The sequence below is a fragment of the Janthinobacterium sp. 75 genome (assembly GCF_004365495.1).
GTDB lineage: Bacteria > Pseudomonadota > Gammaproteobacteria > Burkholderiales > Burkholderiaceae_D > Janthinobacterium.
Window position 1 is genome coordinate 2,542,369 of sequence record NZ_SORD01000001.1, and the last position, 16,571, is coordinate 2,558,939.

The 16,571-nt window shown below is 63.1% G+C and carries 11 protein-coding genes; 6 read left to right on the top strand and 5 right to left on the bottom strand.

Annotation, left to right across the window (positions count from 1 at the left end; genetic code table 11):
• Window positions 1-2: 2 nt before the first annotated feature.
• The gene (locus tag C8C89_RS11530; protein ID WP_133989981.1) at window positions 3-1,076 is read left to right on the top strand and encodes an ABC transporter ATP-binding protein; all 1,074 of its coding nucleotides are present in this window, start codon (window positions 3-5) and stop codon (window positions 1,074-1,076) included.
• Window positions 1,077-1,078: 2 nt separating this feature from the next.
• Complete coding sequence (locus C8C89_RS11535) at window positions 1,079-2,125, top strand: AbrB family transcriptional regulator (protein ID WP_133989983.1); 1,047 nt, start codon at window positions 1,079-1,081, stop codon at window positions 2,123-2,125.
• Here C8C89_RS11535 and C8C89_RS11540 read toward each other — a convergent pair.
• From C8C89_RS11540 to C8C89_RS11550, 3 genes are read right to left on the bottom strand one after another with little or no spacing between them, the layout of a single operon-like run.
• Entirely contained in the window at window positions 2,122-2,907 is a 786-nt protein-coding gene (locus tag C8C89_RS11540; protein WP_133989985.1) for a DUF2145 domain-containing protein, read from the bottom strand. The genes C8C89_RS11535 and C8C89_RS11540 overlap by 4 nt on opposite strands.
• A gap of 4 nt (window positions 2,908-2,911) precedes the next feature.
• Entirely contained in the window at window positions 2,912-3,322 is a 411-nt protein-coding gene (locus tag C8C89_RS11545; protein WP_133989987.1) for a hypothetical protein, read from the bottom strand.
• A gap of 28 nt (window positions 3,323-3,350) precedes the next feature.
• A complete protein-coding gene (locus C8C89_RS11550) occupies window positions 3,351-3,773 on the bottom strand; it encodes a hypothetical protein (protein WP_133989989.1) in 423 nt (140 codons plus the stop codon).
• A gap of 160 nt (window positions 3,774-3,933) precedes the next feature.
• Between C8C89_RS11550 and C8C89_RS11555 the strand changes: the two genes are divergently transcribed.
• Window positions 3,934-4,677 (top strand): helix-turn-helix domain-containing protein, encoded by a 744-nt coding sequence (locus tag C8C89_RS11555; protein WP_243857976.1) that lies wholly within the window; start codon window positions 3,934-3,936, stop codon window positions 4,675-4,677.
• 4 nt (window positions 4,678-4,681) lie between these two features.
• On the opposite strand, the gene C8C89_RS11560 is transcribed toward C8C89_RS11555, so the two are convergent.
• Together C8C89_RS11560 and C8C89_RS11565 are read right to left on the bottom strand one after the other, a co-directional pair.
• Complete coding sequence (locus C8C89_RS11560) at window positions 4,682-6,127, bottom strand: DUF3999 family protein (protein WP_133989991.1); 1,446 nt, start codon at window positions 6,125-6,127, stop codon at window positions 4,682-4,684.
• The gene (locus tag C8C89_RS11565; RefSeq protein WP_243857977.1) at window positions 6,124-9,312 is read right to left on the bottom strand and encodes a DUF2339 domain-containing protein; all 3,189 of its coding nucleotides are present in this window, start codon (window positions 9,310-9,312) and stop codon (window positions 6,124-6,126) included. Before C8C89_RS11565 ends, C8C89_RS11560 begins: the two co-directional genes overlap by 4 nt.
• A 252-nt stretch (window positions 9,313-9,564) precedes the next feature.
• Between C8C89_RS11565 and C8C89_RS11570 the strand changes: the two genes are divergently transcribed.
• The 3 genes from C8C89_RS11570 (at window position 9,565) to C8C89_RS11580 (ending at window position 16,571) form a co-directional block, all read left to right on the top strand.
• On the top strand, window positions 9,565-11,451 hold the full coding sequence (locus C8C89_RS11570) for an MFS transporter (RefSeq protein WP_101482224.1): 1,887 nt from the start codon (window positions 9,565-9,567) through the stop codon (window positions 11,449-11,451).
• A gap of 731 nt (window positions 11,452-12,182) precedes the next feature.
• Window positions 12,183-13,391, top strand: a complete 1,209-nt coding sequence (locus C8C89_RS11575) for an efflux RND transporter periplasmic adaptor subunit (RefSeq protein WP_133989995.1) — start codon at window positions 12,183-12,185, stop codon at window positions 13,389-13,391.
• A gap of 15 nt (window positions 13,392-13,406) precedes the next feature.
• Window positions 13,407-16,571 (top strand): efflux RND transporter permease subunit, encoded by a 3,165-nt coding sequence (locus tag C8C89_RS11580; protein WP_101482222.1) that lies wholly within the window; start codon window positions 13,407-13,409, stop codon window positions 16,569-16,571.

The following is a 16,571-nucleotide window of genomic DNA, read 5'->3' on the forward strand; positions in this document are numbered from 1 at the left end:
TCATGAATGAATTGACCGTCAATGAGCTGTACCTGGACTACGGCACCGGCGCTGCCGCCAACCAGATCCTGAAGGGTGTCTCGATGCACCTGAAAAAAGGCGAAGTGGTCGCCCTGTTGGGGCCTTCGGGCAGCGGCAAGACTACCTTGCTGCGCGCCGTCGCCGGGCTGGAAAGCCCGAAGGCGGGCACCATCGAGATCGGCGAGCGCAATGTCTTCGACGGCGCGAAGCACTTCGAGATGCCGGCCGAGCATCGCAACCTGGGCCTGGTATTCCAGTCGTACGCGCTGTGGCCGCACAAGACCGTGTTCGACAACGTCGCCTACGGCCTCAAATTGCGCAAGATGGGCAGCACGGAGATCGCCGCGCGCATCAAGGAAGTGCTGACGCAGCTGGGTCTGGGGCACCTGGGCGAACGGTATCCGCATCAGCTGTCCGGCGGCCAGCAGCAGCGCGTGGCGATCGCCCGCGCACTGGTGTATAACCCGCCCGTGATCCTGCTCGACGAACCGCTGTCGAACCTGGACGCCAAGCTGCGCGAGGAAGCGCGCGCCTTCCTGCGCGAACTGATCGTGCGCCTGGGCCTGTCGGCACTGATGGTGACGCATGACCAGGGCGAGGCGATGGCCATTTCCGACCGCATTTTGCTGCTCAATAACGGCAAGATCGAGCAGCAGGGCACACCGCAAAGCATGTATGAAACGCCAGACACCCTGTTTACGGCCGAATTCATGGGCAGTAACAACCGCCTGCCCGGCAAGGTGGTGCAGCGCGATGGCAGCGCCGTCCGGCTGCTGGTCGATGGCGCCTCCATGCAGGGCGTGGCGCGCGGCGCCAACGTGGGCACGGAAGTCACCACCATGATCCGCGTCGAGGAAGTGAAGATCAGCGCCACGCAGGTGGACAACGCCATCGAGCTGCCTCTGCTGACCTGCATGTACCTGGGGGATCGCTGGGAGTGCCTGTTCGAGCGCGGTGGCGCCGAGAATATCAGCCTGCGGGCCTATTCGCGCCACAAGCTTGAAGCGGGCAAGTACTGGCTGCATATGCCGGCCGATAAACTCTGGGTGTTTTAACGGTGCCGTGGTGGCCACGCTGGCGCGCCGTCGGTGCTGCCCTGGCCGCCGGGCTGGCTGGCGCCGCCATCTGCCTGTGGCTGCACACGCCGCTGCCGTGGATGATAGGCCCCCTGTTCGCCACGGCCGGGCTGCGCCTGGCGGGGCGCGAACTGGCCTGCCCCGTGCGCGTGCGCGAAGCGGGGCAGTGGGCCATCGGCACGGCCCTGGGCCTGTATTTTACGGCGCCCGTGCTGGCCGTGCTCACTGTCTACACGCCGTGGATCGCCGGCACCGTGTTGTTCGCGCTGGCGCTGGGGGCTTCTGGCGCCATGCTGCTGCGGCGCCTCTCCGGTGTCGACCATGCCACCGCCTTCTTTGCCATGGCGGTGGGCGGCGCGTCCGAGATGGCGGTACAGAGCGAGCGCCATGGGGCCGATGTGGGCAAGGTCGCCGCGGCGCACAGCCTGCGCATGATGCTGGTAGTGGCGACGATCCCGTTCGGCGTGCGCTACTGGGGCAGCCATGGCCTGGAGGCGGGGCATGAAAGCTTCGTGCCCGGCGCCGCGCTGGTCGACTATGGCGGGTTGGCACTGCTGGTCGGCATCACGGTGCTGGCGGCCCTCGCATTCAAACGGGGCAGGCTGCCCAACGCCTGGGTCATCGGCCCGCTGCTGGCCGCGCTGCTGCTGACGGCGTGCGGCATCCATCTGTCGCGCCTGCCCGAATGGATAATACGCGCGGGCCAGCTGTTCATCGGTATCGCCCTGGGCACGCGCTTCAGCCCAGCCTTCCTGCATGCGGCGCCCCGCTACCTGGCGGGCGTGGCCGTGTGCACCATGCTCATGCTGTTGCTGGCGGCCGCCTTCGGTCTGGGCTTGTCGCACTGGATGGGCATCCACCCCGGCACGGCCATCCTGGCCGCCTCGCCCGGCGGTATCGCGGAAATGTCGCTGACGGCCAAGACCTTGCATCTGGGCGTGCCCATCGTCACAGCCTTTCACGTGGCGCGCATGGTGGTGCTGGTCTTGCTGATCGGTCCGCTATTTCGCCTGCTGCAACGTCCTTAATTTCCCCGCACCACGATTTCCTGCACCTTTGGCTCGCGCTGGCGCATGAAGCGCACGATGGAGTCGACGGTGACGACGTCGATCTGGCGCGTCATGCGGCGCTCGAACGGGTGATCGTCAAAAGCGATATTGGCACGGAACATGCGCGCGCCCAGGCGCGTGGCGGCCGGTATGCTGAGCGTTTGCGGCGCGTAGCTGGCGCTGCGCAACCAGCCTTGCGCTTCGGCGCGCGTTTCGATCTTGCCAGGCTCGTTGCTGGCAGCGGCCAGGGTTTCCAGCACCCACTGGTTCGAGTTCTGGTACTTGGTGGAAAACGGGTAGGCCAGCATATTGTAGTTCGCTTCATGCAGGCGCTTGGGGGTGTTCGATGTCAGCAGGCGCACCAGTTGCTGCTGCGTATCCTGGCCGGGAATCAAGATCAGGGTTTCATACATGAATACATCATCCATGAAGAAATTGCCCAAGCCTTCGTTGTACAGCGACGATTGCGCCGTGCCGCACTCATTGAGTTCATGTACCACCAGCCAGCGACCCTTGGGGTGGTCGCGCCAGGCCAGCGCCATGTGCGAATAGCGCAAATTGTACTTCGACAGGTCCTGGCCGGCGCGCGCCACCAGTGCCACTTGCGCGCCCGAGCCATCGAGCGCCTTCAGGGTCTTTTGCGCCAGGTCCATCGATTTGACGAGCGTGGTGGCATCCGTTTGCTTTTCCTCGCACGAGCGCCCCGCATGGGCGGCGCCGGTCAGGGCCAGGCTGATGAAAATGGCGGTCAGGCGTTTCATGGGTTCACGCTTTCGAATGGTGGAGGATGGCATTGCCGGCCGCGTTCGGCACATAGGCGATGGCCTTGCCCGACAGCACCAGCATGTGGCCCGTCGATACGGCCACCACTTTGACGACGGTGCCGGCCGCCAGCGACAGGCCTTGCATGGCCTTCTGGCTCAGCTTGACGGAGGCCGTGGTGGCGGCGGACGCGCTCGTGGCTGCGCTTTTGAGCACGAGGATGCTGCCGTCAGCCACGTCTTCCACCTTGTCGATGACGATTTCACCGGCGGCGGCCAGCACCGACATGGATCCGACCAGCACGATGGCCGACGCCCTGCTGGCGTTGTCGGAGGCGTTGGTGGTGTCGGAGTTGGCAGCCTGGGCCGTCAGGCTGGCGGCGCACAGCAGGGTAATGGCGAGTACGTGTTTCATGGAGATCCTGTTCTTCTTGATGAGGGCATTACACTTTGGAGTGGTGCAGCAGTGCCTTGCCCAGTTCGTTCGGGATGAAGGCGATGGCCTTGCCGGAAAGAACCAGCATATGGCCGGTGGACAGTGCCACCACATTGACCACTGTGCCTGCCGCCAGCGACAGGCCCTTGGCTGCTTGCGTGCTCATCTGGATGGAAGCGCCGCCCGCTTCTGACGCGCCTTTCAGTACGATGACGATGCCTTCGCCCACCGTTTCCACGCTGGCAACGACTACCTGGCCGGAAGCGACCAGCATCGACATGGAACCGGCGACGACCACGGCGGAACCTTCGCTGAGGTTTTGCGAGCCTTTCGACAGGTTCTCTGAGGCCGCGGCGTGGACCAGGCCGGGAGCGGCCACGGAGAGCGTCAACAGCGACAGGGACAGGCAGAGGGGCAGCAAGCGTTTCATGTGTTTCTCCTTCAAGTGTGCCAAGTGGCAACGCCATCATTGTAGACTGTGGGCAATTGGTCAATGGAAACGCTACTCGTAGCGGGCAGGCATACCGCAGGTAGCGTATTGCGCTACTTTTTTGCCGCCAGAACCGATGCTATTTTTATAAAGGAAGTGCATGCCGCAAACCCACGCCTTGATCGAAGCCTTGAAACGCCTGTTGAAAGCGCGCGCCGTCACGTATGCCGAGCTGGCCCAGCGCATCGGCGTGTCCGAAGCCAGCGTCAAGCGGATGTTTTCGCAGAAGCAATTTACGCTGCAGCGCCTGGACCAGATCCTGGTGGCCATCGGCAGTGATTTCCAGCAACTGGCGCTGGCCGTGCAGTCAGCCCAGGCTACGCCCACCCTGATCACCGGGCTGACGTATGCCCAGGAAAAGGAAATCATCGAGGACACCCGGCTGTTCGTGGTGGCCGTGTCCGCGCTGAACTTGCTGCCGCTGGAGCAGATTGTCGCCATCTATGACATCAGCGAGGCGCAAGCCGTCAAATATTTGCTGCGCCTCGACAAGATCGGTTTCCTGGAACTGCTGCCGAATAACCGGGTCAAACTGCTGGTGGCGCGCACGTTTGCGTGGATACCGAATGGCCCGATTCACACCTATTTCAAAAAGGAAGCTTATGGCGACTATTTGAACTCGCAGTTCGATGGCGAGACAGAGTTGCTGCGCCTGGTGAACGTGATGCTGTCGAAAAAATCCACGGCAGCCTTGCTGGAGCGCTTGAAGCAAGTGGCGGTGGAGTTTTCGCAGCAGCACCAGGAAGACGCGCGCCTGCCTGGTGAGGAGCGCCTGGCCATCAGCTTCATGCTGGCCGCGCGGCCGTGGATGCCGCAAACCTTCAAGGCCTTGCTGCGGCAGTAGTGGCTTACTGCGCGGGCGGCTGCTCGTCCTTGATCTGCGACAGCAAACGCCAGGCAAAAAAGCCCAGCACGCTCACGCCCAGCAGCAGGACCGCCCACAGTGCAGCCAGGCGCCATGGCGCACTGCTGTCAGCCGGTGCCGGTGCGGCGTCGCTTGCGCCAGCGCGCGCCGCCAACGTGCCCACTGTGGCAATCGGCAGCGCCTGCAATTCGCCGTCGCGATAGCCGGGCGCCACCTGAGACAGCGGCTGCGCCACCGGCTGCGCGTCGGCTTTTCCGAACGCCAGGTGATATGGCGCCTTGCCGCCGGCCAGGAACACCAGCGTTTCCGGCGTCCAGCCCAGGCGTAACAATGGCGCGCTGGCCGGCATCGCCGCACTTTGCGACTCGGGCCGCAGCACCCATTGCGTGGTCTGCACCACCGGCATGGCCAGGTCGCCGGAGACGCGTTCCTTGCCAGCCTCGCTGATGCGGTAAAAGCTGGTGGTCAGCAGCGGGTCAAAATACGCGCCATTGGCCGGTCGCGTTTGCCGGTGCAGGGACAGCCGGCGCTGCGGTACATAATGACTCTGGCGATACACGCCCAGTGTGACGGGCAACACCACGTTGCTCTCCTTGAATTGCAGCGCGATGCTGTCGGCGGGAATCGCGATCGGCGTGGCATACGCCCAATCGCCAGCAAGTTTGCCTGGAGCACCTCTCAGCACGATGCTCGCGCGTGGCGGCGGCGCCTCCGTTTCGCTGACGGCTTGCGCGGCAATCGATGCAAACACCAGCGGCTGGCCTTCCTGCCAGCTCAGGCGCGCGTAGCGGAAAGCGCGTGGCGCAAAGGCGATGCTGTCGTTGGCCAAGGTTTGCGTGTCGCTGTTGCTGAGCCAATTCAAGGTGGTGGTGCCAATGGCGTCCCATTGCTTCAGGTCATCGCTCACTTCCAGCAACACTTGAGCACTGTAATTGTCCGTGCTGGCCGGTGGCGTGAAGCGCAAGGCGGCGATGCGCTTGTCTTGCGTCTGCTTGCCCAGGTCGAGGATCAGCGCTTGCAGCGCCGCTGTGGCCGCTGTCGTGCCGGCGCGCGTGCTGACCGACAGCAAGCGGCCATCGTCGGCCGTGCGGATATCGATGCCTTGCAAGCCGTCGCCAGTTGCTGGCGCGCCCGTGACGGGGAAAATGCGGGCTGGAATGGCTGTCCTCTGCGTGGCTGATTGCGCTGGCGGAGCTCCGATGGCGTAGGGCAGGCGCTTGCCGTCGGCATCGAACAGGCGCAGGTCGGCCAGGCTGGCAGAGCGGGCGTGCAGGTAGACTTCCCTGGGCAACGATAGCTGGACGATGCCCGCGCCTGCCGGCGATTGGATCGGCATGCTCCAGCCGTAGTCCTGTGGCCGGTCCTGGCCAGGCGCAGCGAGCGCGGCGCCTGCCATCAACACGATGCCGAACATGAGTCTGGTTTTCATGTTGCTCCCGTTTGCGGTTCGGCTGGCGCTGGCGCGGCAGCCTTGGGGAAGGGCGCCAGGTAGCCGATCAAGACCATCAGCAAGCCCACGCCCACGAAGGATACGATGCGTTCGATGCCACCCACGTTCGACAGGTCGATCAGGAACAATTTCAGCACGACCAGCCCCAGCAGCATGGCGCCCATGCCCCACTGCTGGCGCCGCTGGTGGCGGGCCGCATGGCGCATCAGCAGCAGGGCCGTGATGCTCCACACCAGCGACAGCATGGCTTGCACGAATTGCGAGGCCAGCATGGCGTCAAAGGTGTACGGCACGCCCAGGTAGTGCGACACCGTGCGCAGCAGCATCAGGTTGAACCAGACATACACGCAGCAGGCGGCCACGGCCGGTAAACGCGCTTGCCACAGGGCGGGCAACGGCACTTGTTTCGCTGGCAGCAAACGGTAGCTGGCAATGGCCAGCAAGACGGCGAAGCCCGTGCTCAAGTCCAGCGGATTGAGCAACGGCAAATAGGGCAGGGGCGCCATGGCGCCATCGTCGACAATATTCCATGCGGCGATCAGCAGCAGCGACCACAGCGCGCCCAGCGGTATCAGGGTGCGCTGGTACCACGCGGCAATCGGCGCCACCGGCCAGGCCCCTGTTCTGCAGCGGCGGATCAGCCAGGCCAGGGCCAGCATCATGGCCCAGGCCGGCAAATAGCGGGCCCAGGCAGGGCTGACGCCGCCTTCGTGGCGCGCCAGCCAGGCGTTGACATGCATGGCTCCCACGGGCCACAGCATCAGCCACGGCGCGGCCGTGCGCTGCGTATGCAAGAAACGCAGCGCCCGCACGTCGAGTTGCCAGCCCGCTTGCGGCCAGGCCAGCAGCAGGTACTCGCCGGCCACCAGCGCGCTGGCCAGGGCCAGCCAGCTCAAGCCGGTCGGCAGGTAGTCGCGCAGATACAGCGCCAGCAGCAGGTTGGCGCTCCACAGGCCCAAACCGAGCCAGGTAGCCACGCTGAACCAGCGCAGCTGCGGCCAGTCGAGGCGCCGCGCCAGGATGGCGAACGCGGGCGTCGTGACGCACACGGCGATCAGGTACAGCGCCAGCCAGTGTTCGCCCGCATGCGGCTGCATCGTCAGGTCGCCGTCGATCAGGCGCAGCAGCCAGCTGACGAGCGGCACGAGGATGGCGGCAAACCACAGCAAGCCGCTCCAGACCAGCAGGGGCCGCGCGACCAGGGCCAGCAGCGCGTCGCCGCCACGCGCACGCAGCGCCAGGAAACGGGCGCTGGCAAAGGCGGCGGCGCCCAGCAGCAGGGCACTGAGGAAGGAGCCGTCGAACAGGCTGGCCGGGTGCTGGTCCCAGGCCCAGCTGGCGCGGCTGAGCATGACCATGCCGGCCAGCACCTGCACGGCCAGCAGCAGGGCGCGCGGCGCATGCCATTGTTCGCGCCGCGCCAGCACCGCCAGCAAGGCGGCCACGCCCAGGGCGCTGACGGTCAGCAGGTTCAGTTGCGTCGCTGCATCCGTGCGCAGCAGGATTTCCCTCCACAGGCCGCCCAGCAGCCAGGCCGTGGCGGCCGTCAGGAACAGCACGGACAGGCTGCTCATGAATTCCGGGTACAGGTGGCTGGCGTGGCGGCGGAAATTGTAGGCCATCACCAGGGCGGCGGCGGCCAGCAGCGTGCAGCCGAGCCAGATGTTGGCGTGCAGGGCAGTTGCTGTATCGAGTTCCTGCATGGCAAGGAGGAAGGAAATCCAGGCGGCCGCCTGCACCAGCAGGCCGAAGGCCCAGGCCAGGGTCTGGCGCTGGCGCAAGCCGACCCAGACGATGCCCGCGCCTTCCAGCGCCCAGGCAGCAGACGTCCAGCGGCCGTCGAGGGCGAACGGGATGGCCAGCGTGCCAAACACGATGCCCAGCGCCAGGAAGGCTTCGGCCAGCAGGCGGAAGCCAATGCGGCGCCAGAGCGCCACGGCCAGTCCCGTGTAGCACAGGCCGGCAAGCAGCGCCGAAAACGCCAGGCCAAATTCAAAGTGCTGGACCAGGCCGTATTGCAGGCCCATGGCCGCCAGTGGCGTGCCGAAGACGAGGGTGCCATCCACATAGTGTTTCAGGCGCGGCGCCTGGCGCGCGCAGTAGGCAATCGCGATGCCGATATAGAACAGCACGAACAGGATCAAGAACAGCTGTGTCGACAGGTAGTGCTCGGGCGTGTAGCGCAGCAGGCCCCAGGTGGTGGCGACGACAAAGGTAAAGCCAAAGCTCAGCACATTCAGGACGCGCCAGGCGCGCTTCAGGGCGATGGCGAAGACGCCCGCGTTGAGCAGCGCGTAATAACTGAACAGGCCGATATGGTTGCCGCTGCCTGTCGACACGAGCAGTGGCACGGCAAAGCCGCCGACGATGCCGAAGACGGCCAGCCAGACGGCGTTTTGCAGCACGGCCAGCAAACATGTGAACGCCGTCAGCACGAACAGCACGGCAAACGCCAGGCCCGCCGGAATCAGTTCGTACAGGCGGAAGGCGCCGAACGTCACCAGCATCAATATCGCCAGCGCCGTGCCCTGCAGCGGCAAGCTGATGCCGGGACGTTTGAGCCGGATGCGCCAGGCCCATGCCAGTAGGGCAATATCGGCCAGTGCGATGCCGGCCAGGCGCAACTCGATGGGCACCGTGACCTGGGCCGACACATAGCTGAGCAGGAAGCTGACGCCGAGGAAGAGGATCAGCAAGCCCAGCTTGGCAACCAGGTTGCCGGTAAATAACCAGTTCTTCGCCTTGGCAACGAGGCCGTCCGGGCGCGCGATCCAGGAGGGAGTATTGGGGGCGGCAGGGGCGGGCCTGGAGGGAGCCTGCGCAGCTGGTTTCGGCGGCAAGGGCGCGGCTGTTGCGGGGGCTGCTGCCGGCGCCACCGTTGCCACCTCGGCCACCTTGATCGCGGCCGCTTGCGGCACGGGGGTGGGCGGCGGCAAGGGTGTCGGCACTGCCATAGGCGCCACGCTATCGGGCACGATTGGCACGACGGGCGTGGCCGCTGGCGATTCGGCTAGTCCTTCCAGTGCGCGCAGGCGCTGCTGGATGCCGTCGACTTCCTTGCGGAGGCGCGCTGTCAGCAACTCCAGATCCGCCACCTTTCGGCGGTGCTGCAGCACCAGCACGAAGGCGGTGACCAGCAAGGCCAGGATGGTCAATGATGTCATTCCAAACATGGTGGCAGCTTTCCGGGAGGGGCGGGCAGGGGCGCCAGCGCTATGCGCACATTACCTTATTATCAAGAAACAAGCGATTTCTGTTGTATCACGGCAAGTGCCGCGCCTTGTACTGCTGCAAGACAAGTTTGGACCTGCGGCAGGCTTTTCTTATTGATGCCGAGCAAGATGACGACATTCAGATTGTCGTGCGCAGGATAGTGCTGTATTTTAGCAATTCCTTAATTGCCAGTACCCCATGCCATGAGTCAAAGCAGCCAGTTTTCCCTATTGTCGCAGCGCCGTTTCGGGCCCTTCTTCTGGACCCAGTTCTTCGGCGCCTTCAACGACAATCTGTTCAAGACGGCCCTGATGGTGATTCTCGCCTATGACGCGCTGAGCTGGACCACGCTAGACCCGTCCACCATCACCAACCTGATTCCCGGCCTGTTCATCTTGCCCTACGTCGTGTTCTCGGCCACGGCGGGCCAGCTGGCCGACAAATTCGAAAAGGCGGGCCTGGCGCGTTTCGTGAAATGGATGGAATTGGCCATCATGGCCGTGGCCGCCGCTGGCTGGATGACGCATACCCTCTGGCTGCTGGTGGCCGCCGTGGTGGGCATGGGCGTGCATTCGACCCTGTTTGGCCCCGTCAAGTATGCGTATCTGCCGCAGCAGCTCAAGCCCGAGGAATTGGTCGGCGGCAATGGCCTGATCGAGATGGGCACCTTCGTCGGCATTTTATTGGGTGAAATCCTCGGCGCCGTGCTGATCGTGCACAAGCCGCTGGGCGTGGAACTGGTGGCCGGCGCAACGATTGCCGTGGCCATTTTCGGGCTGATCGCCAGCTACCGCGTGCCGCGCACGCCCGCGCCCGAGCCGGACTTGAAGGTGAGCCTGAACTTTGTCGCCGAATCGTTCCGCAACCTGAATTTCTCGCGCAAGAACCGTCCCGTCTTCCTGGCCATGCTGGGAAATTCCTGGTTCTGGTTTTACGGCGCCCTGATCCTGGCGCAGTTCCCCGTGTATTCGAAGGATTTCCTGCATGGCGACCACAGCGTCTTCGTGCTGCTGCTGACGGTGTTTTCCGTTGGCATCGGCACCGGTTCTCTGCTGTGCGAACGCCTGTCCGGCCACAAGATCGAGATCGGCCTGGTGCCGTTCGGCTCCATCGGCTTGTCGCTGTTCGGCATCGACCTGTATTTCGCCAGCAATGCGTATATGAATACACAAGTTGTCGACGCGCTGGCGTTTGTCAGCCAGGCGGGCGTGCCGCGCATCTTGCTCGACATCGTCATGATCGGCGTGTTTGGCGGCTTTTTCATCGTGCCCCTGTTCGCCCTGATCCAGACGCGCTGCGACCCGAAACACATTTCGCGCACGATCGCCGGCATGAATATCTTGAACGCCCTGTTCATGGTGGCGGCCGCTGGCGTGGCCATCGTGCTGCTGGGACGAGGTTTTACCATACCCCAGCTGTTCCTCGTCACGGCCATTCTGAATGCGCTGGTGGCCGCCTACATCTTCTCGCTGGTGCCGGAATTCCTCATGCGTTTCCTGGCGTGGATACTCATCCAGACCGTGCACCGTGTGAAAGTCGTTGATGGCGAGCGCATCCCGACGGAAGGCGCGGCCGTGCTGGTGTGCAACCACGTCAGCTATGTGGACGCCATCGTCATCATGGCGGCCAGCCCCCGCCCCATCCGTTTCGTCATGGACCACCGCATCTTCAAGATGCCGCTGATGGGCTGGATTTTCCGCACGGCCAAGGCCATCCCCATCGCGCCAGCCAAGGAAAACCCCTTCCTCATGGAAAAGGCCTTCATCGACATTGCGCAAGCGCTGCACGAGGGGGAACTGGTGTGCATTTTCCCTGAAGGCAAGCTGACGCGCACGGGCCAGATCAGCGAATTCAAGGGCGGCATCGCCAAGATCGTCGAGCGCAGCAAGGTGCCCGTGATTCCGCTGGCGCTGCGTGGCTTATGGGGTCATCTGTTGAGCCACCGCAATGGCCATTTGTTCGAGCGCGCCTTCAAGGCAGGCTTGCGTTCGCGTTTGTCGCTGGCCGTGGGCATGCCTGTGGCGCCCGAGGCCGCCACGCCGGAGTTGCTGCAGCAAAAGGTGCAGGAATTGCGCGGCAAGTGGAAATGAACGCTATTTACGTTCTTTTGCCCGCGTAGCGGCCCCCGCCAACTACGCCAACTACGCCAACTGCGCCTGGTGCTGTTCCAGCAGGGCGGCGACGGCGTCGACATCCACCGGTTTCGTCAGGTGATGAGCGAAGCCAGCTTGTTCCTTGCGTGAGCGGGCCGTACCCAACCCGTCAGGGCGCCTTGCGCCACTGCGGCGCGCGCACCTGTAACTGGCGCTGCGCGCGCCCTCGGCCCGAGTTGCAACGCCAGCGTGTCCGGGCCGTTGGGACCATCGTGTTGCATCGTTTCTTGCGTCTGTGCTGTCACCGTTGCAGCCCGCTTTGCCACGCTGTGGCCAAGTTAGTAGCGCGTCGGCCGCGGCATGTCTTTTCGATACCATTGGTAAATATTCATGGTGGCCGGGCGAGGGCGGCCTGGACAGTGTTGCGTGCGCGATCACGGCTTCAGCAAAAAACGCATTACCCTGCTACAGTATTCATTCAATCCAACTTTCCCGCATTGCCGTTTTGCCGCCGCCCGCCAGCTTCCTCTTCGACCTGGCTGACGTCACGACGCTGTCGCTGTTTTATCATTGTTGCTTCATTGATAATTTAATTCGCTTGTTAGTTGCTATGTTTCAATTGTAACGATGCTTGACGATTTTAGAATGATCGTTCATTCTTTGATCTGCGTTAATAAATTTAGTCATTTCTAACGACACTAGCCAGCTTCTTTTTCAGAAAGTCCAAGATGCAACCAACCTTTTCCTTGACGTCGCCGCGTACGAGCGGCGCTATTGCCGTTCTGTGCGCCACTGTAATCATGGCCGGCTGCAGTAAAAAACAGGAAGCACCTCACGCGCAGCAAGCGCCACAGGTGGTCGTGTTTACTGTTAATCCGGCCGCGTTGCCGATGAGCGCCGAATTGCCCGGCCGCACGAATGCCTACCAGGTCGCCGATGTGCGTCCGCAAGTCGGTGGCTTGATCCAGAAGCGCCTGTTTGTCGAGGGTAGCGATGTGAAAGCGGGCACGGCCCTGTATCAGATCGATCCGGCCACCTACCAGGCGGCATACAACTCGGCCAAGGCCGCGCTGTCGAAAGCCAAGGCCAACCTGCTGACGGCTGGTCCGAAAGCGTCCCGCTACAAGGAACTGGTCGCCATCGAAGGCGTGAGCCGCCAGGAATACGATGATGCCGTCGCCGCGTTCGAGCAAGCCAAGGCTGACGTCGAGTCGGCCACCGCAGCGCTGGAAACGGCGAACATCAACTTGAAATACAGCACCGTGACGGCGCCGATCAACGGCCGCACCAGCCGCTCGACCGTGACGGCCGGCGCGCTGGTCACGGCGGGCCAGGCCGAAGCGCTGACGACCGTGCAGCAACTTGACCCGATGTATGTCGACGTGACCCAGTCGAGCACCGACCTGTTGCGCCTGAAACGCCAGATGGCCGACGGCTCGCTGAAGAAAGTGGGCGAAGGCCAAGCCAAGGTCGACCTGATCCTGCCGGACGGCAGCAAGTACAGCGAAGCGGGCAAGCTGCAGTTCTCCGGCGTGACGGTCGATCCGACCACCGGCAACGTGATCTTGCGCGCACTGTTCCCGAACCCGAAAGGCGAATTGCTGCCAGGCATGTACGTACGTGCGCAGCTGGAAACGGGCGTGGATGAAAAAGCCATTACCGTGCCGCAAGTGGGCGTGACGCGTAACCAGAAGGGCCAGGCCACCGCCTTGATCCTGAACAAGGAAAACAAGGTCGAGCAGCGCGTGCTGACCACCAGCGGCACGGTCGGCAACGACTGGCTGGTGACGTCCGGTCTGGCCGCTGGCGACCGCGTGATCGTGGAAGGCTTGCAAAAAGTCAAGCCAGGTGCCCCAGCTGTCGCCGTACCGGCCAAGGCCGCTGCCGCACCTGCCGCTGCCGCTTCTGCCGCCGCACCGGCTGCCAGCGCCCACTAATTCAGGAGAATATCAATGGCCCGTTTTTTCATTGATCGCCCGATTTTTGCGTGGGTGATCGCGATCGTCATCATGCTTGCCGGCGTGATTTCGATCCTCAGCCTGCCGATCGCGCAGTACCCGAGCATCGCTCCGCCGTCGATTTCGATCAGCGGCTCCTACCCTGGCGCTTCCGCCAAGACCGTGGAAGATGCTGTCACCCAGGTCATCGAACAAAAGATGAAGGGTATCGACGGCTTGCGCTATATGGCCTCGTCGAGCGATGCGACTGGCGGCATCAGCATCACGCTGACGTTTACCAGCGGCACCAATCCCGACATCGCCCAGGTGCAAGTACAGAACAAGCTGCAGCTGGCGACGCCACTGCTGCCGACGGCTGTCACGCAGCAAGGCCTGGTCGTGTCGAAAGCCACGAAGAACTTCCTGATGGTGTTCGGCTTCATTTCCGAAAACGGCAAGATGGACCAGACCGACTTGAGCGACTATGTGGCCGCCAACGTCGTCGATCCGCTGAGCCGTGTTGCCGGCGTGGGCGATGTGACACTGTTCGGTTCGCAGTACGCCATGCGTATCTGGCTCGATCCGGCCAAGCTGCAAAGCTTCAACCTGACCCCTGCGGACGTGATCACGGCCGTGCAGGCGCAGAATGCGGAAGTGTCGGCCGGTGAACTGGGCGGCACGCCGTCCGTCAAGGGCCAGCAGCTGAACGCCACCGTGTCGGCGCAGAGCCGATTGCAAACGGCGGAGCAGTTCGGCGCCATCTTGCTGAAAACGACCACCAACGGTGCCATGGTGTACCTGAAGGACGTGGCCAGCATGGAGCTGGGCCGCGAGAACTACAACACCGTGGCCCGCTACAACGGCCATGCGGCCACCGGCGTGGCGATCAAGCTGGCGACCGGCGCGAATGCACTCGATACGGCCAATGCGGCGAAAGCCATGCTGGGCAACCTGAGCAAGCAATTCCCTGAAGGCATGAGCTACCAGGTAGCGTTCGACACCACCCCGTTCGTGAAACTGTCGATCGAAGAAGTGGTCAAGACGCTGGTGGAAGCGGTCATCCTGGTGTTCCTGGTGATGTATCTGTTCCTGCAAAACTTCCGCGCTACCCTGATTCCGACCATGGCCGTGCCGGTCGTGCTGCTGGGTACGTTCGGCATCCTGAACGCGTTTGGCTATTCGATCAACACGCTGACCATGTTCGCCATGGTGCTGGCCATTGGTCTGCTGGTCGATGATGCCATCGTGGTGGTGGAAAACGTCGAACGCGTGATGAGCGAAGAGGGCTTGTCGCCGCTGGAAGCGACGCGCAAGTCCATGACGCAGATCACGGGCGCGCTGGTCGGTATCGCCATGGTGCTGTCGGCAGTGTTCGTGCCGATGGCCTTCTTCGGCGGTTCGACGGGCGTGATTTACCGCCAGTTCTCGATCACGATCGTGTCGTCGATGGTGCTCTCCGTGGTCGTCGCGCTGGTATTCACGCCAGCCTTGTGCGCCACCCTGCTCAAGCCGGTCGAAAAGGGCCATCACGCCACCAACAAGGGTTTCTTTGGCTGGTTCAACCGCAGCTTCGACAGCAGCAGCAACAAGTACCAGGGCCTGGTCGGCAGCATGATCCGTCACCGCGGCCGTTCGATGCTGTTGTATGTCATCTTGCTGGCCGGCCTGGTATTCGTCTTCATGCGCCTGCCGACCTCCTTCCTGCCGGAAGAAGACCAGGGCATCCTGTTTACGCAGATTCAATTGCCGACGGGCGCCACGCAAGAGCGCACCCTGAAAGTGATCGAGCAGGTCGAAGACCACTTCATGAACAGCGAGAAAGACAACGTCGCTTCCGTGTTTGCCGTCGCCGGTTTCAGCTTCGGCGGTAACGGCCAGAATACGGGTATCGCCTTCGTGCGCCTGAAAGACTGGTCTCTGCGCAAGGACGTGGCGCAGAAAGCGCCGGCCGTGGCCGGTCGCGCCATGGGCAAGTTGTTGCAGATCAAGGATGCGATGGTGTTTACGTTCGCACCGCCTGCCGTGCTGGAACTGGGTAACGCCACGGGTTTCGACATGCAACTGCAGGATATCGGCGGTGTCGGCCATGACGCCCTGATGGCAGCGCGTAACCAGTTGCTGGGCATGGCGTCGCAAAACCCGGCCATGGTGGGCGTGCGCCCGAACGGCCAGGAAGATACGCCGCAGTACAAGATCGACATTGACCAGCAGAAAGCTACCGCGCTGGGCTTGCAGATCTCGGAAATCAACCGCGTGCTGAGCGTGGGCTGGGGTAGTTCGTATGTGAACGACTTCCTTGATCGTGGCCGCGTGAAGAAAGTGTTCATGCAAGGCAATGCCGAATCGCGCATGCTGCCGGAAGACTTGAACAAGTGGTTCGTGCGCAATACTGCTGGCCAGATGGTGCCGTTCTCCGCCTTTGCCACCGGCAAGTGGATTTACGCATCGCCACGCCTGGAACGCTACAACGGCTTGCCGTCAGTAGAGATCCTGGGTACGCCGGCACCGGGCCAGAGCACGGGCGCCGCCATGAACGCCATGGAAGCGATGGTGGCGCAGTTGCCGCCTGGCATAGGCTTCAGCTGGACCGGCGTGTCGCTGGAAGAGCGTGAATCCGGTTCGCAGACGCCGCAGCTGTATGCGCTGTCGCTGCTGATCGTCTTCCTGTGCCTGGCTGCGCTGTATGAGAGCTGGTCGATTCCGTTCTCCGTGCTGCTGGTCGTGCCGCTGGGTGTGATCGGTGCCGTGCTCGGTACGTGGATGTTCGGCCTGTCGAACGACGTATACTTCCAGGTGGGCTTGCTCACGGTGGTGGGCCTGTCGGCGAAGAACGCGATTCTGATCGTGGAATTTGCCAAGGAAATGCAGGAATCGGGCATGTCGCTGCTCGACGCGACTTTGCATGCGGTGCGTCTGCGTCTGCGTCCTATTCTGATGACCTCGATTGCCTTCGGCCTCGGTGTGTTGCCACTGGCCATCTCCAGCGGCGCCGGTTCCGGTAGCCAGAACGCCATCGGTATCGGCGTGCTGGGCGGTATGTTGACGGCCACGTTCCTCGGTATCTTCTTCGTGCCGGTGTTCTTCGTGCTGGTGCGCGGCTTCTTCTCGAAGCCGGACGCGCCAACCACGCCGGCGACGCCTGGCTCGCCAGCCGTCACGCTTTCTAAGGATGCGCATTAA